Source organism: Pseudomonas cuatrocienegasensis, from assembly GCF_900110925.1.
Lineage (GTDB): Bacteria > Pseudomonadota > Gammaproteobacteria > Pseudomonadales > Pseudomonadaceae > Aquipseudomonas > Aquipseudomonas cuatrocienegasensis.
The window spans coordinates 69,815-94,968 of sequence record NZ_FOFP01000005.1; the positions used below are offsets into that span (position 1 = coordinate 69,815).

At 61.9% G+C, this 25,154-nt stretch carries 18 protein-coding genes; 10 read left to right on the plus strand and 8 right to left on the minus strand.

Annotated features, from left to right (window positions below; translation table 11 throughout):
* From BMW49_RS08840 to BMW49_RS08850, 3 genes are all read left to right on the plus strand, one after another.
* Entirely contained in the window at window positions 1-1,455 is a 1,455-nt protein-coding gene (locus BMW49_RS08840; RefSeq protein ID WP_069518235.1) for a TrkH family potassium uptake protein, read from the plus strand.
* A gap of 92 nt (window positions 1,456-1,547) precedes the next feature.
* Complete coding sequence (locus tag BMW49_RS08845) at window positions 1,548-1,865, plus strand: Mpo1-like protein (protein WP_069518238.1); 318 nt, start codon at window positions 1,548-1,550, stop codon at window positions 1,863-1,865.
* 143 nt (window positions 1,866-2,008) lie between these two features.
* Window positions 2,009-3,397 carry an adenylate/guanylate cyclase domain-containing protein gene (locus BMW49_RS08850; RefSeq protein WP_069518240.1) on the plus strand — a complete coding sequence of 463 codons (1,389 nt, stop codon included), beginning with the start codon at window positions 2,009-2,011 and terminating at the stop codon, window positions 3,395-3,397.
* A 2-nt stretch (window positions 3,398-3,399) separates the two neighbouring features.
* On the opposite strand, the gene BMW49_RS08855 is transcribed toward BMW49_RS08850, so the two are convergent.
* Together BMW49_RS08855 and BMW49_RS08860 are read right to left on the minus strand one after the other, a co-directional pair.
* The gene (locus tag BMW49_RS08855; protein ID WP_069518241.1) at window positions 3,400-4,431 is read right to left on the minus strand and encodes a glycosyltransferase family 4 protein; all 1,032 of its coding nucleotides are present in this window, start codon (window positions 4,429-4,431) and stop codon (window positions 3,400-3,402) included.
* Entirely contained in the window at window positions 4,428-5,252 is an 825-nt protein-coding gene (locus tag BMW49_RS08860) for a UDP-2,3-diacylglucosamine diphosphatase (RefSeq protein WP_069518243.1), read from the minus strand. Before BMW49_RS08860 ends, BMW49_RS08855 begins: the two co-directional genes overlap by 4 nt.
* A 125-nt stretch (window positions 5,253-5,377) precedes the next feature.
* Here BMW49_RS08860 and BMW49_RS08865 point away from each other — a divergent pair, with 125 nt between their 5' ends.
* From BMW49_RS08865 to BMW49_RS08875, 3 genes are all read left to right on the plus strand, one after another.
* Window positions 5,378-6,133 (plus strand): helix-turn-helix domain-containing protein, encoded by a 756-nt coding sequence (locus BMW49_RS08865; protein ID WP_069518245.1) that lies wholly within the window; start codon window positions 5,378-5,380, stop codon window positions 6,131-6,133.
* 172 nt (window positions 6,134-6,305) lie between these two features.
* A complete protein-coding gene (locus BMW49_RS08870) occupies window positions 6,306-6,641 on the plus strand; it encodes a tRNA-binding protein (protein ID WP_069518247.1) in 336 nt (111 codons plus the stop codon).
* Window positions 6,638-7,489 (plus strand): DMT family transporter, encoded by an 852-nt coding sequence (locus BMW49_RS08875; protein WP_069518249.1) that lies wholly within the window; start codon window positions 6,638-6,640, stop codon window positions 7,487-7,489. The genes BMW49_RS08870 and BMW49_RS08875 overlap by 4 nt, the downstream gene beginning before the upstream one ends.
* A 3-nt stretch (window positions 7,490-7,492) precedes the next feature.
* Here the strand turns inward: BMW49_RS08875 and BMW49_RS08880 are convergent, their stop codons facing one another.
* The 5 genes from BMW49_RS08880 to recQ form a co-directional block, all read right to left on the minus strand.
* Entirely contained in the window at window positions 7,493-7,792 is a 300-nt protein-coding gene (locus BMW49_RS08880) for an Rdx family protein (RefSeq protein ID WP_069518251.1), read from the minus strand.
* Complete coding sequence (locus BMW49_RS08885) at window positions 7,789-9,849, minus strand: motility hub landmark protein FimV (protein WP_170829044.1); 2,061 nt, start codon at window positions 9,847-9,849, stop codon at window positions 7,789-7,791. The genes BMW49_RS08880 and BMW49_RS08885 overlap by 4 nt, the downstream gene beginning before the upstream one ends.
* Window positions 9,850-10,086: 237 nt before the next feature.
* Window positions 10,087-11,487, minus strand: a complete 1,401-nt coding sequence (locus BMW49_RS08890; protein WP_069518253.1) for a DHA2 family efflux MFS transporter permease subunit — start codon at window positions 11,485-11,487, stop codon at window positions 10,087-10,089.
* Window positions 11,487-11,921, minus strand: a complete 435-nt coding sequence (locus tag BMW49_RS08895; RefSeq protein WP_069518255.1) for a MarR family transcriptional regulator — start codon at window positions 11,919-11,921, stop codon at window positions 11,487-11,489. The genes BMW49_RS08890 and BMW49_RS08895 overlap by 1 nt, the downstream gene beginning before the upstream one ends.
* 396 nt (window positions 11,922-12,317) lie before the next feature.
* Window positions 12,318-14,444 (minus strand): DNA helicase RecQ, encoded by a 2,127-nt coding sequence (recQ, locus tag BMW49_RS08900; RefSeq protein ID WP_069518257.1) that lies wholly within the window; start codon window positions 14,442-14,444, stop codon window positions 12,318-12,320.
* 610 nt (window positions 14,445-15,054) lie between these two features.
* On the opposite strand from recQ, the gene BMW49_RS08905 reads away from it, so the two are divergent.
* The 4 genes from BMW49_RS08905 to lapD all read left to right on the plus strand — a co-directional run bounded on the left by BMW49_RS08905 (window position 15,055) and on the right by lapD (window position 18,784).
* Window positions 15,055-15,642: a UPF0149 family protein gene (locus BMW49_RS08905; RefSeq protein WP_069518259.1), complete on the plus strand. Its 588-nt coding sequence runs from the start codon at window positions 15,055-15,057 to the stop codon at window positions 15,640-15,642.
* 10 nt (window positions 15,643-15,652) lie between these two features.
* Complete coding sequence (locus tag BMW49_RS08910) at window positions 15,653-16,051, plus strand: YbaN family protein (RefSeq protein WP_069518261.1); 399 nt, start codon at window positions 15,653-15,655, stop codon at window positions 16,049-16,051.
* A gap of 87 nt (window positions 16,052-16,138) precedes the next feature.
* A complete protein-coding gene (lapG, locus tag BMW49_RS08915; protein ID WP_069518262.1) occupies window positions 16,139-16,831 on the plus strand; it encodes a cysteine protease LapG in 693 nt (230 codons plus the stop codon).
* Between the two features lie 9 nt (window positions 16,832-16,840).
* Window positions 16,841-18,784: a cyclic di-GMP receptor LapD gene (lapD, locus tag BMW49_RS08920; protein ID WP_069518263.1), complete on the plus strand. Its 1,944-nt coding sequence runs from the start codon at window positions 16,841-16,843 to the stop codon at window positions 18,782-18,784.
* Between the two features lie 104 nt (window positions 18,785-18,888).
* Here lapD and BMW49_RS08925 read toward each other — a convergent pair whose 3' ends face one another.
* Window positions 18,889-25,098: a retention module-containing protein gene (locus tag BMW49_RS08925; RefSeq protein WP_069518264.1), complete on the minus strand. Its 6,210-nt coding sequence runs from the start codon at window positions 25,096-25,098 to the stop codon at window positions 18,889-18,891.
* Window positions 25,099-25,154: the final 56 nt, after the last annotated feature.

Below are 25,154 nucleotides of genomic sequence, written 5' to 3' on the forward strand. Positions count from 1 at the left end.
ATGGCTGTGCCGACGCTTCGCATCATTGCCTTTGTCAACGGCATCTTCCTGATCACCCTGGCGATCAGCATGCTGGTGCCGATGCTCACCCTGGTGCTTTTTGATCGCGCCACTGAGCTCAACGGCTTTCTCTGGTCGAGCCTGATCACCTTTGTCGCGGGCCTGGCGATGATCATCCAGGGCCGCCCGCAGGATGTGCAGCTGCGCCCGCGTGACATGTACATGCTGACGGTCTCCAGCTGGCTGCTGGTGTGCCTGTTCGCCGCGCTGCCGTTCATGCTCAGCCAGCGCATGGATCTGACCGACGCCATATTCGAGAGCATGTCCGGCATCACCGCCACCGGCGCCACCGTGCTAAGCGGCCTGGACAGCATGTCGCCGGGCATCCTGATGTGGCGTTCGCTGCTGCACTGGCTCGGCGGTATCGGCTTTATCGCCATGGCCGTGGCCATTCTGCCCATGCTGCGCATCGGTGGTATGCGCCTGTTCCAGACCGAGTCCTCGGATCGCTCGGAAAAGGTCATGCCGCGCTCGCACATGGTCGCCAAGTACATGATCGTGGCCTACCTGGGCCTGAGCATGGCCGGTTGCCTGGCATTCTGGCTGGCTGGCATGAACCTGTTCGATGCCATCAACCACACCATGTCAGCCATCGCCACCGGCGGCTATTCGACCTCGGACCTGTCCCTGGCGAAATGGCAGCAACCGGCCGTGCACTGGGTCGCGGTGGTGGTGATGATTCTCGGCAGCCTGCCGTTTGTGCTTTACGTCTCGACCCTGCGCGGCAACTTTGGCGCCCTGGCGCGAGACCAGCAGGTGCGCGGCTTTCTCGGCATCCTGCTGGCCTGCTGGCTACTGCTGGGCACCTGGTATTGCCTGACCACCGAACTGCATTGGCTGGAAGCAGTACGCCACGTGGCGGTCAATACCACCTCGATCATGACCACCACCGGTTTTGCCCTGGGTGACTACAGCCTGTGGGGCGGCTTTGCCGGCATGCTGTTCTTCTACCTGGGCTTCGTCGGCGGCTGCTCCGGCTCGACCGCCGGCGGCCTGAAGATCTTCCGCTTCCAGGTCGCCTACATCCTGCTCAAGGCCAGTCTGCTGCAACTGGTGCACCCGCGAGCGGTGATCAAGCAGAGTTACAACGGCCACCGCCTGGATGAAGACATCGTCCGCTCGATCCTTACTTTCTCGTTCTTCTTCACCTTCACCATCGCCACACTCGCCCTCGGCCTGACCCTGTGCGGCCTGGACTGGATCACCGCACTGAGTGGTGCAGCCAGTACGGTATCGGGCGTTGGCCCGGGCATGGGCCCGATCATCGGCCCGGCCGGCAACTTCGCCAGCCTGCCGGACACCGCCAAGTGGCTGCTGACCGCCGGCATGCTGCTAGGCCGTCTGGAGATTCTCACGGTTATGGTCTTGCTGATGCCGGCCTTCTGGCGGCATTGAGACGATTCAACACAAGCTGTCGGCGTGCAGGTGCGAGGGACTCGGCTTAGACTCCAAATAGACATAGCCCATAACAATAATCGGAGGCCACGATGCCCAGCCAAGCGACCGAGCGCTACCAGAGTTTCGCCGAGTTCTACCCCTATTACCTGCAAGAGCACAGCAACCCCACCTGCCGCCGCTTGCACTATGTCGGCAGTCTACTGGTGCTGGCGATCCTGGCTTATGCGCTGCTCAATCAACAGTGGTTGTGGCTGCTGTGTGTGCCATTGGTTGGTTATGGCTTTGCCTGGATTGGCCACTTCGTCTTCGAGAAGAACCGCCCCGCCACCTTCCAGTACCCGCTCTACTCGCTAATGGGCGATTGGGTGATGCTCAAGGATGCCTTCACCGGGCGTATTCGCTTTTAGCTGACCGCTTGCCTAGCGCGGCGTGCCGTTCGGCTGCGGTGCTTGGCTGGCGTGCCCGCGCTTGGTTATGATCCCCGCTTTGTCGCAGGCCAACCAGATGCTCGCCAGAAGCGTCGGCTTTCAGCAGGGACACTGACCAACGCATGAATGCAACCACCACCAGCCGACTCTATGCGATACCGGCCCCGCCCCTGCGCGAGTATTACTCCAGGGTGCTGGCCTATATCGCCATTGCTGCGAGCATCGCTGCGGGCACCTACAGCCAGCACTTCAGTTACGACATCCTCTGGGTAGTGCCCTATGCACTGCTCTATCCGCACCTGGCGCACCACCTGAGCCTGCGCTACAAGCAGGCCCATAATCAGCGCACCACCCTGACTTTGCTGTTCGTCGACGCCCTGCATGCTGGCGCTGCTACGGCCCTGCTGGGCTTTTCGGTGGTACCCAGCCTGATGTGCCTGCTCACCCTGGCCTTCAGCGCTCTGGTGATCGGCGGCCTGCGTCACCTTGGCCTGGCGCTGCTGAGTGCACTGAGCAGTGCCAGCCTGACTGCGGCGCTGAGCGGTCTGCACATCAACATCGCCACGCCGCCGCTGGTGGCCATCGCGAGTATTGGTTTTACCGCGCTGTACATCTGCATCACCGCCTACTTCGTTCACCAGCAGGGCCTGCGCCTGAATCAGGTGCGCAGCGAGATCAAGCGCGAACAGGAAAAGGCGGCACGCCTGGCACGCAACCTGGCCAAGTACCTGTCGCCGCAGGTCTGGGAATCGATTTTCAGCGGCAAGAAAAGCGTGCGCCTGGAGACCCAGCGCAAGAAGCTGACCGTGTTTTTCTCCGACATCAAGGGCTTCACCGAGCTGTCCGAAGAGCTGGAAGCCGAGGCCCTGACCGACCTGCTCAACACCTACCTCAATGAAATGTCGAAGATCTGCCTGAAATACGGCGGCACCATCGACAAGTTCATCGGCGACAGCGTCATGGTGTTCTTTGGTGACCCCGCCAGCCACGGCGCCAAGAAGGATGCCGTGGCTGCCGTATCCATGGCCATCGCCATGCGCAAACACATGAAGGTACTGCGTCAGCAATGGCGCGCCCAAGGCATCACCAAGCCCTTGGAAATCCGCATGGGCCTGAATACCGGTTACTGCACGGTGGGCAACTTCGGCGCGGACACGCGCATGGACTACACCATCATCGGCCGTGACGTGAACCTCGCCAGCCGCCTGGAAAGCGCCGCCGAGTCCGGCGAGATCCTGATCTCCCACGAGACTTATTCACTGATCAAGGACGTGATCATGTGCCGTGACAAGGGCCAGATAACGGTCAAGGGCTTTACCCGGCCTGTGCAGATTTATCAGGTCGTCGACTTTCGCCGTGACCTGGGCGCCACCTCCAGCTACGTGGAGCATGAACTACCGGGCTTCTCCATGTACCTGGACACCAACGGCATCCAGAACTTCGACAAGGAGCGAGTGATCATGGCGCTCAACCAGGCCGCCGAGAAGCTGCGCGACAAGATTATTTTGTAGCGTCAGGACACCGCCAAACGCTCAACACTGCAAGACGCACCATTGAGCAAGGGCTGGCGCGCCAGAAACTCCAGCGCACAGGCGCGCCAACTATGCTGCGCGGCCTTCTCAGCGCACACCTGGCGGTCGAGTTGCAGGGCCTCAAGACAGGCCTGGCCCAAGTCGTCCGCCATCACCCCTGTGACCCCCGGCTCCAGCACATCCAAAGGCCCCGGCACGGCAAAGGCCGCCACCGGCGTACCGCAGGCCAATGCCTCGAGCATCACCAACCCATAGGTATCGGTGCGTGACGGAAACACCAGCACACTCGCCTGCTGGTATGCCGCCGCCAGCGCCTGGCCCTGGCGATACCCGAGAAACCGTACCTCAGGATAAGCCGCCTGCAACGCGGCGCGCTGGGGACCGTCGCCGACAACCTGTTTTTCTCCGGGCAATACCAGGTCGAGAAAGGCCGCCAGGTTCTTTTCCGGCGCGAGTCTGCCGACGTAGAGAAATACCGGTTGCGCCTGGTGCACAGGCTTGGTCGCCGGCCGGAACAGCTGGCCATCTACGCCCTTGCGCCACAGCACCAGGCGCTGCAAACCCCAACCAGCAAGGGTGTCGCGCAAGCGTTCGGTGCTCACCAATACCGCCTGACTCGGCCGATGGAATGCCCGCAAGCAGGCGTAGCCCCAGCGCAACGGAATCCAGCGACAACGCGCATGCAGGTACTCGGGGAAACGGGTGTGCACCGCACTGGAGAACGCCAACCCGCGGGCACACAGCCAGCGCCGCGCCGCCCAGCCCAACGGCCCTTCGGTGGCCAGGTGTACGGCATCCGGGGCAAATGCACGAATGGTTGGGCCAACGCGCCAGAGGTTCCAGGCCAGGGGGATTTCCGGGTAGCTTGGGCAAGGCAGCGTGTGAAAATCACCTGGTGACAGCACCCGCACCTCATGCCCCAGGCCCTGCAACTCAACCACCAACGCCTGCAAGCTGGTGACCACACCGTTGACTTGCGGTAACCAGGCATCGGTGACAATCAGCAGCCTCATGCCACCGGCTCGACAGCCGCCACCTGGGTAGTCTGGCGCGGGGCCTCGCGGCTGTGATCGTCGGCCAGGCGATAGAGCTCGATGCGCCCATCCAGGTGTTCGATCAGGGCCGTGCAGGATTCCACCCAGTCGCCGCAGTTGAGGTACTCGACCTCACCCATCGGGCGAATTTCAGCATGGTGGATATGCCCGCAAACTACGCCGTTGAAGCCCCGCCGCACACACTCGTGGGCTATGGCTTCCTCGAAGTCGCTGATGAAGTTCACCGCCCGTTTGACCTTGTGCTTGAGGTAGGCCGACAACGACCAATAGCCGTAGCCGTAACGCGCGCGCCAGTGGTTCAGCCAACGGTTGAGGGTCAGGGTCAGCTCGTAGGCCGAGTCACCGAGAAAGGCCAGCCAGCGGTGGTAACGGGTGATCACATCGAACTGATCGCCATGGATCACCCATAGCCTGCGACCATCGGCAGTCAGGTGCTCAGCCTCGTCGACCAGTTGGATATTACCCAGCATCAGGCTGGAGTAGCGGCGCAGGAACTCGTCGTGGTTGCCGGTGACGTAGATCACCTCGGTGCCGCGCTTGCTCATGGTCAGCAGGCGGCGGATCACGTTGGTGTGCGCCTGCGGCCAGTAGATGCCGCCGCGCAGCTTCCAGCCGTCGATGATGTCGCCCACCAGGTAAATGCGGTCGGTCTGGTAGCGTTTCAGAAACCCCGCCAGGGCTTCGGCCTGGCAGTCCCGCGTGCCCAAATGCACATCGGAGATCCACAGGGTGCGAACGCGTTGTTTGCGGCTGGGCGTAGCGAGCTGGGCACTGGTCATCGGCGACCTCCGGCTTGGTTTAGTCGAGCTTGGGCTGTCGGGGTGAAGGCCTTATGACAGACACAAGACCGTTCGATGACGCACCTCGCCCGCGCTACACTGCACCAGCTGCCGAGGAGCCCGCCATGCACCCGATCCTGTCCCTACGCCATTACAGTCACGATGCGTTGAGCCATAGCCACGACCACGCTCAACTGGTGTTCGGCTTGACCGGCGAACTGCAGTTCGAAGTAGAGGGTCGGGGCAGCCGGGTATCACGCCACCACCTTGCGGTGGTACCGCCCGAAGCTCGCCATACCTGCGCAAGCCCCGGAGGCAGCCAATGCCTGGTACTCGACCTGCCGGCCAATGGCTGGCTTGAACAGCAACTAGGCCACCACGCCTCGCACATCCAGCGCCTACTGGATAAACCGCAAGCCCTGCAGCTTGATGCGGCCCAGGGCCAGTTGCTCAGCTGGCTAGCCGACTGCCCGATCAACGATACGGTAATCGCCGGCCAGGGCGCTGCCCTGCTGCTTGGCAGCCTGGCTTGTACGCAACCACGGATGCCTGCGGGTGGCCTACCCCTGACGATGCTGCAACGGCATATCGAACAACACGCGGCGCACCCATTGCAGGTTGCCGACCTGGCGCACTTGGCGGGGCTGTCGGTGGCACGCTTTCACGCGCGTTTCCTCGCGGAAACCGGGCGCACGCCCATGGAGCATATCCGCGACACCCGCCTGCACCTGGCCGAACGCCTGCTGCACAGTAGCGACCTCGCCGTGGGTGAAGTCGCCGCACGGGTCGGCTACGCCTCACAGAGTGCCTTTACTGCCGCCCTGTCACGTTACCGGGGCATTACGCCACGCCAGTTGCGGCGCACACGGGAAACCTTTTAGGGGCGGCTTTAGCCAAGGCTCTAGGGGCTGCAAAAGTCTTCCCGGGTGTCGCTGCGCTCGACCCAGGCTACCGAGCACTGTGCGAGAGCCTGGCGACAAAACCCGCGAGGACGGCGACAGACAGCAGCGAGTGGGCGCCCCTACACTGCCTGGCATTATCTTAGGAGTTTCCATGAACACCATCGACTGGCACGACTTCGAGCGTGTGGAACTGCGCGTCGGCACCATTCACTCTGCCCGCCCCAATGTAAAAGCCATCAAGCCTGCTTATGTGCTGGAAGTGGACCTCGGCGAACTGGGCCTCAAAACCTCCAGCGCGCAACTCACGGCCCACTACAGCTGCGACGAATTGCTCGGCCGCCAGGTGCTTTGCGTGTGCAACTTCGCCGCCAAACGCATCGCCGGCGTGCGCTCCGAGGTACTAGTGACGGGCGTGTATGACGCGGAAAATCGCGTGGTCCTGGCTGGCTTCGACAAGCCTCTGCCTAACGGCGCGCGCCTGGCATGAAGGCGGGTAACGCGCTGCTGGCGCTGCACCTGGGCGCCCTGCTGTTTGGCCTTTCCGGCATCTTCGGCAAACTTGCGAACACCACACCGCTGGCGGTCGTCGCCGGACGCGGGCTATTCGCAGTGATCGCCCTGGCGCTGTTCGCCCAGTTGTTCAGAACCGCACAGAGCGCCCGCCCCACCGCTCGCCAGGTGTGGCAACTGGGCTTCGGCGGCCTGCTCCTGGGTGGGCACTGGCTGGCCTTCTTCGAGGCGGTAAATGTCGCCGGCGTGGCCATCGCGACCCTGGGCTTTGCCAGCTTCCCCGCGTTTACCGTGCTGCTCGAAGGCCTGTTGTTTCGCGAGCGCACCCGCATCAGCGAATTTGCCATGGTCGCAGTGGTAACCCTGGGCCTGGTTCTGGTGACGCCGGCATTCGATCTCGCCAGTCAGGCAACCTTGGGCCTGCTCTGGGCGGTGCTCTCGGGGCTACTGTTTGCCCTGTTATCGCTACTCAACCGCGCCACTACACGAGAGATTGATCCCGTGCGCGCCGCCCTGTGCCAGAACCTGGTGGTGATGACCTGCCTGCTGCCAGTCGCCTGGCCAACACTGGCTGAGCTCGACGCCTGGGCCTGGGGGTGGTTGGCGCTGCTTGGCGTACTGTGCACCGGTCTGGCACACAGCCTGTTCGTCGCGAGCCTGAGAGTCATCAAGGCACGCAACGCGGCAGTAATCTTCGCGTTGGAGCCGGTCTACGGCATCGCGTTTGCCTGGTGGCTGTTCAGTGAGGAGCCTACCTTGCGCATGTTGCTCGGTGGGGCACTGATCATCCTGGCGATCATTGGCTCGGCGCGGCTGGCGCGCTGAACCTCAGGGGCGGTCGTTGTGCCCCAGCGCCCGATCCGGATCAATCAGATCACGCACACGCTGCTTGAGTTCTTTGGCTTCGGGAAAGCCACCATCGGCTTTACGTTCCCAGATCTGCACGTCGTTGCAGGTAATGCGAAACACCCCACCGCTGGCCGGCTCCAGGCTGACCCGTGCGAGGTCTTCAGCAAAGGTGCTGAGTAACTCCTGGGCCAGCCAGGCGGCACGCAGCAACCACTGACATTGGGTGCAGTAGGTAATGGCGATCTCGGCTTTTGCCGGGGCCGTGCTCACGTTGGTCATGCGATGCGCGCGAGCAGCTCGCGAGCTTCCTGCTTGTGCTCGTCATCGCCATTGTTGATCACGTCATTGAGGATGTCGCAGGCACTTTCCAGGCTGCCTTGCTCGATATAGGCCAAGGCCTGATTGAGTTTGGCGAGGTCGTCGCGGTCGCCGGCAAGGGCATCCAGATCCGTAAGCAAGGCATCCCGTGGGCTCGTGGTCACGTCATTGAGCAACGCGTCGAAATCCGCCGCCTGCCAATGCTCATCGCTTTCCTCGACCAGCATGCTGGCCGCGAATGGGCTTTGCGCATGGTGCGGGTCGTTGAGCTCGAACACCTCTGGCAGATCACTCAGATTACTTTCCAGCGGTGCCGCGGGCGCGGGCTTCTTCGCCGTGGGCGAGAAAGGGCTGACCAAATCCCAGTCCGCATCCAGCGACAGATCATCGAGATTAAGCTGGAAGTCTTCATCGCTGGCGCCAGGCGCGCTGGACGCCAACATCGGCTCGTCGAGTTCAAGCACTACATCCGCCAACTCATCGGCTTGTGCCGCATTGCCCAGTTCGGGATGGCGCGCCTTGAGCTGATCGATACGCGCCGGGGTAAAGCCGGCTTCACGCAGGGTCGCTTCCTCCTGGGCGAAGGCAGCGGTGTTGCCCATCTGCGCCAGCACTTCAAGTAAGCGAAAGCGGATATCGCTGCGCCCAGGCTGGGCATCCAGGGCCTGGCGCAGCACGCCGGCCGCCTCACCGAAACGGCCGTATGCAATGTAGATATTGGCGCCTTCGAGGGCGTCGGCCGGCACGGTCTCACGCGGCGCGGCGGCGGCCACATGCGGAGCAACCGCTGGGCTCACGGCAGCGGCAACCGGTAAGACAGGTTCGGGCTGGGATAGCGCATCCACTGGCGCTGCTGGCTGCGACGCCACGACTGTTACCCGCTGACGCTTGTTACGCCATACGGCCAGCAAAGCACCGAGCAGCACCAGCAGCCCACCCAGGCCAAGCCACCAGGCATTGCCTCCCGCCGCTGGCGCAGTAGCCGACACCTCAGGGGTTGCAACAGCAGGTGTCTGGACCGCTGGCGTGGCCGCAGGGGCCTCATTCAGACGCGTCTGCAAATCGCTTAACAAGGCGTCCTTTTCGGCCATCTGCGCCTGCAACACCTGCAACTGGGTCTGAAGTTCAGCCAGGCTCTGTTGCAGTTGCAGGCTTTCTGCCGACTGGCTCGCCAGGTCTTCTTCAACCCGACGCTGAGCCTGCACCAGGCTCTCCACCTGTGGGTCTAGCGGTTGCTCGGGAGCCGAATCCGTCACCGCGACAGCAGATTCGGCTACCGCCGCATTGCTGACTGGCGCCGCTGCCGGCGCGGTTGCAGCGTCTGGCAGTAACAGCTCTGCACCGGCACGCATGCGGTTGATGTCACCATCGGCGAACGCCTGGGGATTAAGAGCGTAAAGCGCACGCATCAGCGCCTCTTGCTCCATACCACTGCCAGCGGCACGCAGCTTGGCGGCGATCTTCCATAGGCTGTCGCCGCTAAGCACCTGATAGCGCTGTCCCTGCTGTGCCGCGGGTAGCTGCGCGGGCGCAGCATAAGCCTGTACAGGCGCAGGCGCGCGGGTGGTATTCGTTTGGCTAGCCGCAGCAGGTAGTGCCGCACTGCTCTGGTACGCCGACGCACCGGGCGGATCCAGCAGCACGGTGTATTCGCGCAGTAACTGCCCGTTGGGGCGTGCTACCTCGACGATAAAATTCAGGTAAGGCTCACGCACCGGCTGGTTGGAAACCACCCGGATGACACTGCTGCCCCCGCGCAACAAGGGGGTGAAGCGCAGGTCATTGAGAAAATACAGGCGGTCGACACCAGAACGGGCGAAGACATCGGCAGGCGCCAGACGTACTACCAGGTCGGCAGCGGACAGGTCACCCACTTCAAGCAACTCGATTTCGGCATCCAGCGGCTGGTTGAGCGCCGAGTTGAGGCTGATCTCACCCAAGCCAAGCGCAGGGACCAGACCCGAATAGAACGCCGAGCCGGATGCCAGCCCCAACAACAGATGGCGAACGCGGGTCATGCAAACCTCCAAAAAAACCGTATCGATAACACCCTCACGTGCACAGTTAGCAGTGAGAGGTCGACATAAAGCTATGGCAGCAAAGAATAAATGGGCCGTGTCGAGGCACTCGCTCACAAGTATGACGTCGATTTACCAAGACACGAATGCATATGTGACGCAGAGCACACTGCCATCATACGCAAATCCGTCCAGCGCAGGCGGCAAACCGACCATTTGACGTGACAACATGTCGGGTCAGTGCCGTGTCGCGCGAACCTGCCAGGCCGCAATACTGGTTAGCAGGAAAATACCCGCCAGCAACCAGAAGCTCTGCTGAAAAGCCAGAGCGTCGGCCCGCGCATCGTGGCCCTCAGCAACATGCCGCCACTCCAGGAAAAACGTCAGCAGGTTGACCCCGAAGGCACCGCCCAACTGACGAACGAAGGTAATCGCAGCAGCGCCTTGAGCCAGCTCATCAGGGGCGAGAATATCCAGCGAGCCGGTGGTCAGTGCCGGCAACAAAAGCCCCAGACCCATGCGGCCAATACAGGCCCAGATACACAGCCACAAGAACGAAGCACCAGAGCCCATTGCGCCCAGCCCGGCAGCCGACAGCGCGCATAGCAGCAGCCCCGCCACCAGCAGCCCGGCGGCTGCGTAACGATCGCTCAACCAGCCACCGGCAAAGGACGCCACACCCATCAGAATGCCGGTGGGCAGCAATAACAGCCCGGCGCGACCAGCGCTGTAGCCCTCCACCGTCTGTAGATAGAGTGGGATCAGGTAGATGGTCCCGTACAACGCCAGGCCAAGGGTCATGGCCACCCAACTGGCGTTACGAAAACCGCGGTGCCGCCAGAGCTGCAGTGGCAGTAAAGGTTTGGCCTGACGCCGACTGCGCATCAAGAAGCCCAAACAAGCCAGCGCCCCAAGCAAACCCAGCGCCCACACCCAAGCCGACGAGCCGGAAAACCGCTGCGCCTCAGCGAGCGCCCCAAGCCCGGCGAACAACGCCACGCACAACAGGACAAAGCCCAACACATCGAGAAATGGCGTACGCCGCTCACGCTGGTCCGGCAGCAGCCACTGCCCACCGAGCAGGGCCAGCGCGCACATGGGTAAGGGCATCCAGAACACAGCGCCCCAACCAAAGTGGTCAACCAGGTAACCGCCGATACTCGGCCCCAGGGTTGGCGCAAGCATCACGCCCAGGCCATATATGCCGAGGGCCATGCCTCGCCCGCCATCGGCGAACACCCGAAAGATCAACACCATGGCCAAGGGCTGGACGATACCCGCACAGACGCCTTGCACAATGCGCAGGCCGATCAGTTGCCAGGCCGCCGTGGCCACCAAGGCAAGCAACGAAGCGAAGATGAACAGACCCAGGCCAACCAGGGCGGTGCGCCGTGCGCCAAGCCTGGCCTGCGCCCAGGCAGACAACAGCAAGCCGGCGGTCATCGCGGCGAGAAAGCCGGTGGACAGCCACTGGGCCAGGGGTCGCCCGATGCTGAAGTCGTGCATGATCGCCGGCAGGGCGACGTTGATGCTGGTCGAGGCCAGCACCATGGCCATGCTGCCGATCATCAACAGCGCCAGTAGCCACTGCGGATAACGCGCGCCAACCCGGGCATGCAGCGCCTCGAGGTCTTGCATCAGCGTTTTTCCAGGTTACCCAGAATACGCGCGTGCACTTGCTGGCAGCGACGCAGCTCCTCCTCGTCAATGCCGGCAAACAGTTCGTGGCGCAGCTGGGTGGAAATGGCTTCGATTTTCTCGATCAGCGGCTGAGCCTGGGGGCTGAGTTCGATTTTCTTGGCTCGACGGTCTTCGGGCACCGCATGGCGGCTGACCAGACCCTGCCCCTCAAGGCTGTCGAGCAGCCGGGCCAGGGTCGGACCTTCGACCCCGACGCTCTGCGCCAGCTCACGCTGGGTGGGCGGCGCCTCGAAGCGCGCCAGATGCAGCAACACCAGCCAGCGTGCCTGGGACAAGCCGAGGCCGGCAAGACGACGGTCCAGTTCAGCCCGCCAGGATCGAGAAAGCTGCGCAAGTTGCATCGCGAAACGATGCTGATCGGATTGAGTCATGGGAATGGCTCTTATAAGTATGAAAAACTAATTATTAGTCAGCTAATCATAACCCCAGAGCCTGAGCAAGCCTGCCGATGTTTCAGAGTGTCGCAGTGCCAGCAGCTAACGACATTAGGGTCTGTTGACGTTTCGTCGCGAGCCGCGTTGCCGCGAAAAATCTCGCCAGGCCGGGCGGCGTTCCGCTAGGCGGAGGACGCAGGGAATGGTTGCTCCCTTGCCAAGTCCTCCAACAACGCATGGCGAGATTTTGCGCGCAACCCGAAGGGCCGGGCCCGTTTTAACGCGATGCTGCGTTTCTCGATGGCTCATTTAGCCGGCTAAACTTCGCATCTCGTGCCTTGCCTCGCGCTAAAACGGGCTCCGGCGCGGCCGCGAACGAAACGTCAACAGACCCTAGCCCTCGAACTCTGCCGCCAGGGCTGCCCGCACGCAGTGCAGCACGCCGTCCTCGACCCGCCCGGCGAACAGCGCGCTGATCTCGGCCACAGCCGGTAACTCGCCTTCACCATCGAGGAACGCATCCTGAATCTCGCCCATCAGCGCTTCGGGCAGATCCAGTGCCTGCTCCAACGACAGTTGCTGGGCACTGATCGCTTCGGCCAGCAGGCTGTAGACGTTCTTCTCGCTGCAGTTGAGCTGACGAGCGATCTGCGTCGGCGTCATGCCGGCGCGGGCCAGGCTGACCAGCTCGTGGCGCAGGTCGACCACCGCCTGGGGCGCCTCGCCCGCACCACCGAGCACAGCGAGAAACGCCTCACCGTAGCGCTCCAGCTTGCGTGCGCCAACGCCACTGACCCGCGCCATGTCGCTGAGGGTACGGGGTTTGCTGCGCAGCATTTCCAGCAGCGTGGCATCGGGAAAGATCACGTAAGGCGGCACGCCATGCTCCTCGGCCAGCTTGCGCCGTAGGCTGCGCAAGGCTTCCCACTCAACTCGCTCCTCGCCACGCACCAGTTGGCTGGCGGCACTGCTCGAACTCTTCGCGGTGTGCTGGGGTTTGAGGTCGCGGCGCAGTTGCAGGCTGACCTCACCGCGCAGCAGCGGACGGCAACTGTCGGACAGGCGCAAGCCGCCGTACCCCTCCAGGTCGACATCGGCCAGACCGCGGGCCACCAGTTGGCGGAACAGTGAGCGCCACTCGCCGTCACTTAGGCTCTTGCCAACACCAAACACCGCCAGGTGCTGATGCCCGAGGCTGCGCATTTTTTCGTTATCGCGGCCAAGCAATACATCGACCAGATGACCGACGCCATAGCGCTGGCCAGTGCGGTAAATCGCCGACAGCGCCTGGCGCGCGGCTTCGGTGGCATCCCAGGTCTGCACGCCGTCCAGGCAGTTGTCGCAGTGCCCGCAGGGCTGCGCCAGCTCCTCATCAAAATAGGCCAGCAGGGCCTGGCGTCGGCAGCGGGTTTCTTCACAGAGTGCAAGCATGGCGTCGAGCTTGTGCTGCTCGACGCGCTTGTGTCGCTCATCGCCCTCGGAATTGCTGAGCATCTGCTTGAGGAAGATCACATCCTGCAGGCCGTAGGCCATCCAGGCATCGGCGGGCAGGCCATCGCGCCCGGCGCGACCGGTCTCCTGGTAATAGGCTTCCAGCGACTTGGGCAGGTCGAGGTGGGCCACATAGCGCACGTTGGGCTTGTCGATGCCCATGCCAAAGGCAATGGTCGCGACCATGATCAGGCCTTCCTCGTTGAGGAAACGCTTCTGGTGGTAGGCGCGCAGCTCGGCAGGCAGACCGGCGTGATACGGCAGCGCCGGGAAGCCCTGCTCGGAGAGAAACACCGCCACCTCGTCGACCTTTTTGCGCGACAGGCAGTAGACGATGCCGGCATCGCCCTTGCGCTCGGCGAGAAACGCCAGCAACTGCTTGCGCGGCTGATCCTTGGGCACGATGCGGTAGAAGATGTTGGGGCGGTCGAAGCTCGAGAGAAAGCGCTCGGCGTTCTGCAGGTGCAGGCGCGTGACGATCTCTTCGCGGGTGCGCATGTCCGCCGTGGCGGTCAGGGCAATGCGCGGCACCGTGGGGAACAGCTCGGCAAGTTGGCCCAGCTGCAAGTATTCGGGGCGGAAATCATGCCCCCATTGCGATACGCAGTGGGCTTCGTCGATGGCGAACAGGGCGATGTCCAGACGCTGCAGAAAATCCAGCATGCGCGGCTGCACCAGGCGCTCGGGGGCCAGGTAGAGCATTTTGATCTCACCCCGGCGAATGCGCTCGGCGATGTCGCGCTGCGCGGCTGTATCAAGGGTGGAGTTCAGGGCGACGGCCGCCACGCCGAGCTCGTCGAGGGTCGCCACCTGATCGTCCATCAAAGCGATAAGCGGCGAAACCACCACGGCCAAGCCTTCTCGCAGCAACGCCGGCACCTGAAAACACAGCGACTTGCCACCGCCAGTGGGCATCAGCACCAGGGCATCACCACCGCCGGCCACGCGCTCGATGATCGCGCCCTGACGGCCACGGAAGCTGTCATAGCCGAATACGTCTTTGAGGATGCGTGAAGCCTGGTCGAGCATGGAAGGTCTCCGAAACGAGGGGCGCATTATACGCAAGTGACTCGCCGACAGGCCGCTGATCTGCCAAACAGACGCAGGTCAAAAGCCCAAGGACCTATGCCCTGTCTTTTCGCGCGGGTGTCGCGTCGACCATAATCATCGCTCCAACTCCAGACTGCGGGGGCCGGCGCTCCGCTTTAGCCGCGATATGCTCAGCGCTTTCAAGATCAGTCGCGGCTAAAGCCCCTCCCACTGAAAGCGACCTATTATTCGTGTCGCGCCCCTAACCGTCACTGCAACTCTGGCCGCTGTGCCCGGTCTGCTATAGGGGCTGCTCCCGTTTCGTTCGCGGCCGCGCCGGAGCCAGTTTTAGCGCGAGGCAAGGCACGAGATGCGAAGTTTAGTGAGCTAAATGAGCCATCGAGAAACGCAGCATCGCGCTAAAACGGGCCCGGCCCTGCGGGTTGCGCGTAAAATCTCGCCATGCGGTGTTGGAGGACTTGGCAAGGGAATAACCATTCCCTGCGTCCTCCGCCTAGCCTGGCGAGATTTTACGCGGCAACGCGGCTTGCGACGCAACGGGAACAGCCCCTAGAATCCAGCCTCGTTTACTTCTTCAAGGTAGCCTCCGATGTCCTTTGCCGAGCAACTGTCCCGCCTGCAAGCCTTCCTCGACGCCGACGAGCTGCACGAAGAGGCCCTGGACTACGTGGCCGCTCATGGCTACCTGACCGCCCTTTCGATCTGCCCGACTCAGGTACCTGAGCGCGAGTGGATCGACGCCCTGTTTTCCGAGCCGCCGCATTACCGCAGCGACGAGGAGCGCGTCGACATCGAAGCCACCCTGGTGCAACTGCAGTCGCATATTGCCCGCCAGTTGGCCAGCGATGACGAGCCGGAAATCCCCTGCGAGCTCGATCTGGGCGATGAGCCGGATGACTCCGACCTGCGCGGCTGGTGCATCGGTTTTATGGAAGGCGTATTCCTGCGTGAAGCGGTGTGGTTCGATGACGCCGAAGACGAGATAAGCGAACTGCTGCTGCCGATCATGGTGGCGTCCGGGCTGTTCGACGAACAGCCGGAGTTTGCCGAAATCGCCACCGACCGCGACCTGGTCGACAGCATGGCCGAGCAGATTCCGGAAATTCTCACCGCGCTGTTCCTGCTGTGCCAGGCGCCCGACGAGAAGCCTGCCCTGCTCAAACCCCGCCAGCACTGAGCCACGCGCCATGGCGCGTGATGTTCGCGAGCATGCCAACCCGGCGGTGCGCTACGCACTGCTGGCCGTGGGCTGGCTGAGCGTAGCGCTCGGCGTCATCGGTATATTCGTACCGGTGCTACCCACCACCCCTTTCCTGCTGTTGGCTGCGGCCTGCTTCGTGCGCAGCTCGCGGCGCTTCTACCTGTGGTTGGTCGAACACCCACGGCTCGGCCCATGGATTCGTGACTACCTGGAAGGTAACGGCATGCCACGCAAAGCCAAGGTCTATACCTTGAGCCTGATGTGGGCCAGCATCGCCCTCTCCTGTTACCTGGTGCCCATGGTCTGGGCACGGGCGTTCATGCTCTGTAGCGCCGTCCTGGTCAGCCTCTATATCCTGCGCCTAAAAACGCTGCCCAATCCCTAACGCCGCGCATATAAACTTCAGCATTGACGCGACGAATCGCCGAAACTGCGCCTAGAATTCGCGCAATAGCCTATGGAGACTTCGGCAATGCGGCACAGTGCGCGCAGGGCACCCGTTACTCGCTGCCTGCAGACTGCCTTGCTGAGCCTTGTCCTGGTCGGCATCGGACTGGCCAGCACATTGGCCAACTGGGACTTCTCGCTGATTCTGCAAAATGCCGAAAGCCGCTATGGCGCACTGGGCTCAGCCAAGACGCGCATCCAGGCCTGGGATGCCTTGATACAGGCCAATCTTGGCGAGCCGCAGGCCGTGCAACTGGAGAACGTCAACCTGTTCTTCAACCGTCAGCTCGTCTTCGCCGATGACCTTGCCATCTGGCAAGAGAACGATTACTGGGCCACGCCAATTGAAGCCCTGGTCAAAGGCGCAGCCGACTGTGAGGATTATTCGATTGCCAAGTACTTCACCCTGCGCCGCCTCGGCATCCCCAGCGAGAAACTGCGCATCACCTACGTCAAGGCCTTGCGTCAGAACCAGGCGCACATGGTGTTGACCTATTACGCCGAGCCTACTGCCATGCCTCTGGTACTGGACAACCTGATCAACCCTATTCGCCCGGCCAATCAGCGCAACGATTTGCTGCCGGTCTACTCCTTCAATGCCGAAGGCCTTTATCTGCCGGGCTCGAACAGCAAGAAAGGCGACACCAAAAAACTATCGCGCTGGCAGGATCTGCTGAAGAAAATGCGCGCAGAGGGCTTCGCCATCGGCGAGGGCTAGGAGAGCGTCATGTCACTACTCAAACAATTGTTTCTGGCCATCTGTCTGTTCCTTGTGGTGGCCTTCACCGGCAGTTTCATCGTCGGCGTGGAAAGCTCGCGCGGACAGTTGATCGGCCAGCTGCGCTCCCATGCGCAGGACGCGGCCACGGCGCTTGGGCTGTCGATGACGCCACATGTCGACGACCCAGCCATGGTCGAACTGATGGTCAGCTCGATCTTCGACAGCGGCTACTTCGCCCGTATTCGCGTGCTGCGCATTCCGGGCGATGAGGTGATCGTCGAGCGCCAGGCCGAACGCGATAGCGATCAGGTACCACAATGGTTCGCCAAGCTGGTTGACCTGCAGCCCCAGGCGGGCGACGCACTGATCATGCGTGGCTGGGAGCAGGCAGCACGGGTCGAGGTGATCAGCCACCCGCAGTTCGCCCTGGCCAAACTATGGGACAGCGCCCTCGGCAGCCTGGCCTGGCTGCTGCTCTGCGGCCTGGTCAGCGCCGTACTCGGCGGCTGGCTGCTGCGCACTCAGTTGCGCCCCCTCGACAGCATGGTAGAGCAGGCCCAGGCAATCAGCCGTCGCGAGTTCCTGAGCCTACCCCGCGTGCCACGCACACCGGAGCTCAAGCGCGTCGTCACGGCCATGAACCAGATGGTCGAGAAGTTACGCACCCTGTTCAACGAAGAAGCGGCGCGCAGCGAACAGTTGCGTGCCCAGGCCTATCAGGACAGCCTCACTGGCTTAGCCAACCGCCGCCTGTTCGACAGCCGGCTGGCCACTCAGCTCAGCGTGACGGAACACCATGCTGGCGGTTACCTTTTGCTACTGCGGGTCAACGATCTGGCCGGGCTCAACCAGCGCCTGGGTGGACCCCATGCCGATGCACTGATCAGCGCAATTGGCGAACTGCTTACTCGCCTCCTGGACCGCCCGGAACGCCGCGGCTGGCTCGCGGCACGCAGCCGTGGCGGTGAATTCACTCTGCTCGCCCCCGACCTTGATCAGGACGACACCGATGGCCTTGCCCGCGAACTGCACGAAGGTCTGGAAAGCCTGCGCCAGACCGGCGCCAGCGATTGCCAACCGGTCGCTCACATAGGCCTGACCGCCTTCCAACCCGGAGATGCCAGCCAGCAAGTGCTGGCCCGCGCCGACCAGGCCCTGGCACAAGCCCAGGGCAGCAGTAGACCCTGGGCGCGCCAGGACGCTACCGATCGCGCCGCCACGCCACCCGACCTACACGACTGGCGTCAGTGGATAGACCAGGCCCTTATCCAAAACAAGATACGCCTCTACTTGCAGCCAGTGGTAGCCTGCGCCGACGGCGCCCGGCTGCTGCACCACAAGGTGCTGGCACGACTGATCGACCCGAGCGGCGAACCCATGACTGCAGGACGCTTCCTACCCTGGATCGAACGCCTGGGTTGGACTGCACGCTTCGACCTGGCCATGCTCGAGCACAGCCTCGCTCATCTAGCGCGCTACGGGCAGCCACTGGCGCTCAGCCTATCGGCCGCCAGCCTGCGTCAACCGCAGCTCGGCGTGCTCCTTGAACGACTGCGCCAACGCAACGATGTGGCGCCCTTGCTGACCCTAGAGATCGACGAACGCTACCTACCGCCCGCAGCAGAACTGCAGGCACTGAGCCAGGCGATACACGGCGTAGGCGTGAACCTGGGCCTGCAGCATTTCGGTGGACGCTTCAGCCTGATCGGCAACCTCACGCACCTGGGCCTGGCTTACCTGAAGATCGACGGCAGCTATATTCGCGCCATTGACCAGGAGAGTGACAAGCGCCTGTTTATCGAGGCGATCTACCGTGCGACCAACAGCATCGATCTGCCGCTGATCGCCGAGATGGTGGAAACCGACGGCGAACTGGCCGTGCTCAAGACCCTGCATATCGACGGAGCCATGGGTCGGGTGGTGGGTGCACCAGCGCCTTGTCCGGACTAATCGTCTACCAAACGGATTGATTTGCCCGCACAGTAAAACGCCTGCCCGTTTGACACGGGCAGGCGTTTTAAAGCACGCGCTACGACTGATCAGGCTTACCGAGGTTAAACGGTATCCACCTGCAGCGTGCCATCACCCAGCATGCCGTTGATGATGCCCGCCGTATCCTGGCCAGCCGAGACAATTCCATTGCCGGCCACGCCCAGGTAATGCTGCGACAGGTCCACGCCTACCAACTCGATGGACTGGCTAGGCGCTCCGACACCACCTGGGCTCACGTTAATCAGGGTATTGCCCCCAGTGATTTGGAATGACAGGTAGTCATCCAGCGAGCCTGCATCAGCCTGTTCACCCGAAAGCAGATCACGCAAGTCAAGAGTGTCACCCTCCGCCAGGCTGAAATCGAATATCTTGTCAGTTCCACCGTGTCCTGCCAGCCACTGGAAGGTATCCGCCCCGCCCCCACCGTAAAGGTCGTCATTGCCTGCACCACCGATCAACAGGTCATCACCGGCCAGACCGCGCAGGGTATCGTTGCCGCCCAGGCCGATAAGCACATCGTCGTTTTCCCCACCGAGCAAGGTGTTAGCACTATTGGTGCCGGTGAGCACCTGCGGCGCGGTGGCCTCACCTTCAGCGACATTGATGGTCAGTTGTGCACTGTCCAAATCGCCATCCTGATCACGCAGGGTGTAGGTAAAGCGCTCCTGTTCAACACCCGTAACGCCTGCAGCAGCGGTATACACATAGCCGCCCGCAGCGTTGATGCTGAAAACCCCGCCTAGGGCAGTGGTGAACTCGACACCAACATCCCCGACCAAATGGTCGTTCCCATCATGACTGACCGAATAGAGCGTGGCGTTATCGTGCAGGTTGTCCCGCGCGCCCAGCGGATCAAGGCTGGCAGCGTCATTGTTAGCCTCAAACAGAAGGTTGCCGGCGACCTGATTGGTTGCCCTGAGGGTCGCATCATTAACCTCAACGTTGTCGATAACTAGGCCGCTCGTGGCCTTGTCGTCGTAATCGTCGACGGTCACAAAAGCAATCGTGTACAGGCCGGCCACCCAGCTACTGGGCAGGGTAAAACTAAAGGTATTCACCCCACTTTGCCGACTGAACCCGGCGCCGTCGCTATTACCCAGCACATCGTTAGCACTGCGCAGCACGAACAGCTGTGAATCGACCCCATTGCTGATATAGAACGCTCCAATGTCGTCGTGGTCCTCACTCTGCACCTCATTGGTGACGAAGTTCCATTGGAAGCTGACCTTGTCTTCGGGGCTGAGCAGTGCCGTGGTTTTCAGGGCACCACCCTCAATGGCCAGATTTTTACTGGCACTGTCCTCGTAATCACGCAACGCCGCTGTCAGGCTGCCGCCATCCATACCCAAAAACTTCTCGATCGAGCTGGCGTTAGCAGCGCTGCCATCGGTCCGCAGCAGCGCTGAGTGCAGACCGTCAATAACCAAACTCCCGTTGGCGCTCTGGCCTTGTACATGTCCCAGAGCTTGCCAACCCACCAGACCGAGCTCAAAGTTACCCGCCACGCTGCTGGACTGCTCGACATAAGCCTTGTTGTCGAATGCAACCGGCCCCATGTCCTGGACGTTGATCACCAGATCGGCCGTCGAACTGTCACCATCGGTATCGGTAATGGTGTAGCTGAAGCGGTCTTCTGCATCCGTGCTGAGATCGCGCGGAGCAACGTAGGTGTATGAACCGTCGCTGGCAATTACCAGCGTGCCGCCCAGCTCGGTAATCAAGGGACCACTGTTGCCCGCCGCAGCAATGGACACAGTGACCAGTGCGCCCAGCGAGTTGGTGTAACTCACGCTGGTCACACTGACCGGACCGTCATTACCTGACGCGTCGGCACCCTGCGGCCCATCGTCAAGGATCACGTTGCCGGTCAGGGGACGGGGCACAGTTTCGCTCAGAGTCTCGGCCAGTTCGTTGGGATCCTGCACGACGATGACGCTATCGCCGGCATTGCCCACTTTGGTCAATTCCTTCTCGGCTTTTCCGCCCTGTGGGATCTGGATGCCGACGGTGATTACATCGATACCATTGGCATCGACAAAGTCTTGCCAGCCAGCAGGTGCTTCATAGCCTGCGGGATAGGGCTCACCGTCCGAAAGGAAGTACACGCGGTTGGCATAGCCATCGAGCTCCTTGTTGAGTAGGTCAGCCTCCAGTTCGCTGCGCGCCAGACTCAGGGCATCGAGGTAGTGGGTATTGCCACCTGCTCTCATGCTATTGATCGCCGCTTGCGCCTCAACGGGATCAGAGCCTTCATAGGTCAGCTTAGTCACCGAATCAAAGTCGATCACTTTAAAGTTCAGCGGTACACCCAAGGCCACGTAGCTATTGATCAGGTTGACCAGCGACGCCTTGGCCGCATCCAGACGCGTCCCGCCCGCGTCAGTGCCGACCAACTTGCTCATGCTGGCGGAGGAGTCAAGCACCAGGGTCAGGCTGACTGGCGGTTGTCCGCTTTCACTGGTGCTGGCGTAGTTGTCGCGCGCCACGGGCACGCTGTCCGCGATACCGATGGTCAGCTTGGCGCTCGATGTATCACCATCGGTATCGATGATGGTGTAAGTGAAGACATCCTCGGTGTTGCTACTCACATTAGCCGGCCCCTGATAGCTGTAGCTGCCATCACTGGCAATCGTCAGGGTACCGCCGAGCTGAGTCAGCAAGGGGCCACTGCTGCCGCCCTCAGGAATAGTGACGGTTACCAGCTCACCTGCGGCATTGGTGTAGCTAATCGTAATCACACTAACCGGACCATCGGCCCCAGCAACGTCGACGCCGTCAACACCGACATCGTCGATCACATTGCCGGTCACGGTCTGCGGCACGGTCTCGACCAGAGTTGCCGAAAGATCATTCGGATCCTGTACGACGATCACGCTGTCGCCGGTATTACCCACTTTCCCCAGTTCATTCTCAGCTTTCCCGCCCGGCGGAATCTGGATGCCGACCGCGATCACATCGATACCGTTGGCATCAACGAACTCTTGCCAGCCAGCAGGTGCTCCGTTGCCTGACGGATAGGGCTCACCGTCAGAGAGGAAGTACATGCGATTGGAATAGCCATCGAGCTCCGGGTTGAGCAGATCAGCTTGCAGCTCGTCGCGCGCCAGGTTCAGGGCGTCGAGGTAATGGGTATCGCCACCCGCTCTCATGCCATTAATTGCCGCTTGCGCCGCAACAGGGTCAGAGCCCTCGTAGGCCAGCTTGGTGGTCGAATCAAAGTCGATCACTTTGAAGTTCAGCGGCACACCCAGGGCCACGTAACTATTGATCAAGTTGACCAGCGCCGCCTTGGCGGCATCCAGCCGCGTGCCGCCAGTGCTGACCAGTTGGCTCATGCTGGCGGAGGAATCAAGCACCAAGGTCAGGTTGACTGGCGCCGGGCGCCCTTCACTGACCTGAGCCTGGTTGTCCTTGGCCGTGGGTACGTCATCAATGATGGTCACATCCAACTGCCCGGTTGCACGGTCGCCATCACGGTCGGTAACAATGATGGCGAACTGCTCGGGCAGGCTGTTTTCACCATCAGCAGTAGGGTGCTGCGAGTCGGTTTGCAGGGTGTAACTGTAGCTCACACTGCCACCGCTGCTGTCACCGACGAAGCCGGTGATCGCCAGCACCCCAGCCGGGCTGTCGATCAGCAGCGGGGTGTCGACACTGGCAGCTTGCAACTGGGCGAAACTGAACGCCGGACTGCCGCCGATGCTGATGGACTGGATGCCATCGGCCGCCTCGATACTGAAGCTTCCGGTTTGCGTCAACGCAGCACTGTCCGGCGCAGAGCCATTGGCCAGGTGCTGCTCGTCGACGAGCACCTCACCGCCCTCCACATTCAGATTGCCCAGGCTGACGCCGTTGTTGCTGCCGTTAATGGTGAAGGTCAGGAACGCTGTGGAAGTATCGCCGTCTGCATCACGCATCGTATATTGCAGGCGCTGGCTGACGGTTTGCCCATCGCTCAGGCCAATGGTCTCAGGGGCGTCACTGTCCAAGGTGAAGCTGTACTCGCCGGTTACCGGGTCCAGCTCAAGGACACCATACTTGGCAAGCTCGGTCATCGCCGCGCCATTAACCGAGGTATTCCAGGTGACGAACGCCTTGCCGCCGTCGGCGCCCGCCTGGTCGTTGTCCAACACATTGCCACTGGCGACGCTAACAGCGCTACCCTCCGTCAAGGTTGCGGCTGCATCGTCGATCGCCACAGGACCATCATCTCTAAAGACAATGGCCGCGCCGATATCGACGCTATCGACGGCTACATCGCCATCGCCATCGGTGACCGTAATCACCGCCTGAACCTTGCCCACCAGACTCACTGCATCGTCATCGCCGGGGTGCTGCAGGGCAACGTACTGCACAACGCTAAGCGTTCCATCAGCACCAAGGCTGATAGCAAAAGCCGCATTACCAGCCTGAGCGCCATCAGCGATGCGCCCGACCACTAGACCATCTTCCAGGTTCAGCACAATTTCAGCGCCATCACTGGTCTTCAGCCCCGAGTCGGTACCATCGCCACCGATCACCGAGAGACTGACAAGGCTCGTTGCGCCCTCATCATCCTGCCCTACCGTACTGGCAGAAGTATCCACCACCGCCCCTGCACTTTGGGCGTAGCCGGCAGTAGCCAAACCGCTGGCGACATTGGCGACAGCGCTGAACAAAGCGGCCACAGCCGGATTGTTGGTATCGTCGCTACCGCTCTGCAGGCCTGCACTTTCGTCATGCACTACACGGCCGGTCTCATTGAGACGGATGACCGCAGTGGGGCCATCATCCTGGAAACGAATCGCCTGACCGATATCGACACGACTTACTGCGCTATCACCATCACCGTCGGTCACCGTCAGCACGGCATCCACCAGCCCGGACAGGTCAATCGCCTCATCATTGCTCGCGGCGTCGGGGTGCTGCAGCGAGGCATACTGCACCACGCTCACCACCCCTGTATTGGGATCGATGGCCACGGCGAAAACTGCTTGTCCCTCACCGTCGCGGCCGACGACCAGGCCACTCTCCAGGCTCAACGAAATCGAACCACCGTCCGTCGTTGCCAAGTCGCTCGACCCTTCGCCCAGCGCCAGGCTGAACAGCGCCGTAGCGCCCTGCTCATCGGCACCAATGCGGAAATCGGCATCCACTGCGGGCCCGGCGCTCGTGGCATAACCAAGCATATCGGACGCGACAGCAGTAACTCCGGCAAAAACAGCTAGCGGCCCGCTGACGTCATCGCTATCCGCCTGCAGCCCGGCACTTTCATCGAGTACCAGTGTGCCACCTTGCTGAGCAAGAGAAAGCAAGGCGCTGGGACCATCGTCATTGATCGCGATGCTCAGCGGCACGGTGGCCGAGACATCGTTATCGAGATCAAACACTCGCACGCTGAACGGATCGAACACCTGATCATCGGCGCCAATCACGTTAGGGTTGCTGTGTTCGAGGCTGTTATCGCCCAGGGTGTAAGTCCAATTACCGTCGGCGTCGAAGGTAAGGGTGCCGTACACCCCCTGAACCACGCCGCCGCCCAGCACATTGACCCAGACACCACTGGCGTCCAGCACCTCGATGCGGCCAATCCCATCAGGCGCGTCGATAAGCAGCGCACCCTGGGTCGACTCTGCAAGGCTTTCAGGGTTGCTACCAGGCTGGCCACCGCCTGCAGGCCCACCATTGAGCGCGGCTTCATCCACGACGCCGAGACCGGTGATTACCAGGCCAACGCCATTATCGACCACCGGGGGCAGGTCAGGGGTGTCCTCGTCCAGACCGGCGATCTCGCCATCAGGAAACTCAGGTGCACCCAGTAACCCTTCTGTCGGAAAACCGATTTCAGGCTCGAGCGCTCCACCTACGGCATCGAGCAGAACAAAGCTATTACCGCCACCGACCCCACCAACACTACTTCCGGCCCCAGGGCCTGCAGCGGTGGCTTCACCTTCCAGAGTCGGATCGAGGCCAGCTTCGATAGCCGCCTGCAGCCGCTGCACATCGGTCAGCTGCGCCTCGCTGGGGGGAGCAGGTGTCTCGCTGGTGGGGGTGACAGCGGACTCATTACCCGCAGCTAATTGTTGTGTGCTCAGAGGCAGGCTGCTATCGCGCCCCAGGGTTAGTTCCTGGCCATTGGTCAGGGCGATGGCTACGGCACCCGATACGCCTGTGACCAGTTGCTCACCTGCGAATACTCGATCACCTTCCAGTAGGGCCCGCCGCGTTCCATCGCTCGCTACCGCGAACACTTCGCCGACAACCTGACTGACGACACCTATCAAAGTAGCCATGATTCCTTCCCTCACTGCCCCTGCCGACGCTGCCGACATCTGCCTGAAAAGACCGA

Bases quoted from the DNA above. Each gene is read 5' to 3' on its own strand.
- BMW49_RS08865 (WP_069518245.1), top strand. From the start codon at position 5,378: ATGCACCCGATCCTGTCCCTACGCCATTACAGTCACGATGCGTTGAGC.
- BMW49_RS08890 (WP_069518253.1), bottom strand. From the start codon at position 11,487: ATGCAAGACCTCGAGGCGCTGCATGCCCGGGTTGGCGCGCGTTATCCG.
- BMW49_RS08870 (WP_069518247.1), top strand. From the start codon at position 6,306: ATGAACACCATCGACTGGCACGACTTCGAGCGTGTGGAACTGCGCGTC.
- BMW49_RS08895 (WP_069518255.1), bottom strand. From the start codon at position 11,921: ATGACTCAATCCGATCAGCATCGTTTCGCGATGCAACTTGCGCAGCTT.
- BMW49_RS08910 (WP_069518261.1), top strand. From the start codon at position 15,653: ATGGCGCGTGATGTTCGCGAGCATGCCAACCCGGCGGTGCGCTACGCA.
- BMW49_RS08925 (WP_069518264.1), bottom strand. From the start codon at position 25,098: ATGGCTACTTTGATAGGTGTCGTCAGTCAGGTTGTCGGCGAAGTGTTC.
- BMW49_RS08885 (WP_170829044.1), bottom strand. From the start codon at position 9,849: ATGACCCGCGTTCGCCATCTGTTGTTGGGGCTGGCATCCGGCTCGGCG.
- BMW49_RS08875 (WP_069518249.1), top strand. From the start codon at position 6,638: ATGAAGGCGGGTAACGCGCTGCTGGCGCTGCACCTGGGCGCCCTGCTG.
- BMW49_RS08855 (WP_069518241.1), bottom strand. From the start codon at position 4,431: ATGAGGCTGCTGATTGTCACCGATGCCTGGTTACCGCAAGTCAACGGT.
- BMW49_RS08905 (WP_069518259.1), top strand. From the start codon at position 15,055: ATGTCCTTTGCCGAGCAACTGTCCCGCCTGCAAGCCTTCCTCGACGCC.
- lapD (WP_069518263.1), top strand. From the start codon at position 16,841: ATGTCACTACTCAAACAATTGTTTCTGGCCATCTGTCTGTTCCTTGTG.
- BMW49_RS08840 (WP_069518235.1), top strand. From the start codon at position 1: ATGGCTGTGCCGACGCTTCGCATCATTGCCTTTGTCAACGGCATCTTC.
- BMW49_RS08880 (WP_069518251.1), bottom strand. From the start codon at position 7,792: ATGACCAACGTGAGCACGGCCCCGGCAAAAGCCGAGATCGCCATTACC.
- recQ (WP_069518257.1), bottom strand. From the start codon at position 14,444: ATGCTCGACCAGGCTTCACGCATCCTCAAAGACGTATTCGGCTATGAC.
- BMW49_RS08850 (WP_069518240.1), top strand. From the start codon at position 2,009: ATGAATGCAACCACCACCAGCCGACTCTATGCGATACCGGCCCCGCCC.
- BMW49_RS08845 (WP_069518238.1), top strand. From the start codon at position 1,548: ATGCCCAGCCAAGCGACCGAGCGCTACCAGAGTTTCGCCGAGTTCTAC.
- lapG (WP_069518262.1), top strand. From the start codon at position 16,139: ATGCGGCACAGTGCGCGCAGGGCACCCGTTACTCGCTGCCTGCAGACT.
- BMW49_RS08860 (WP_069518243.1), bottom strand. From the start codon at position 5,252: ATGACCAGTGCCCAGCTCGCTACGCCCAGCCGCAAACAACGCGTTCGC.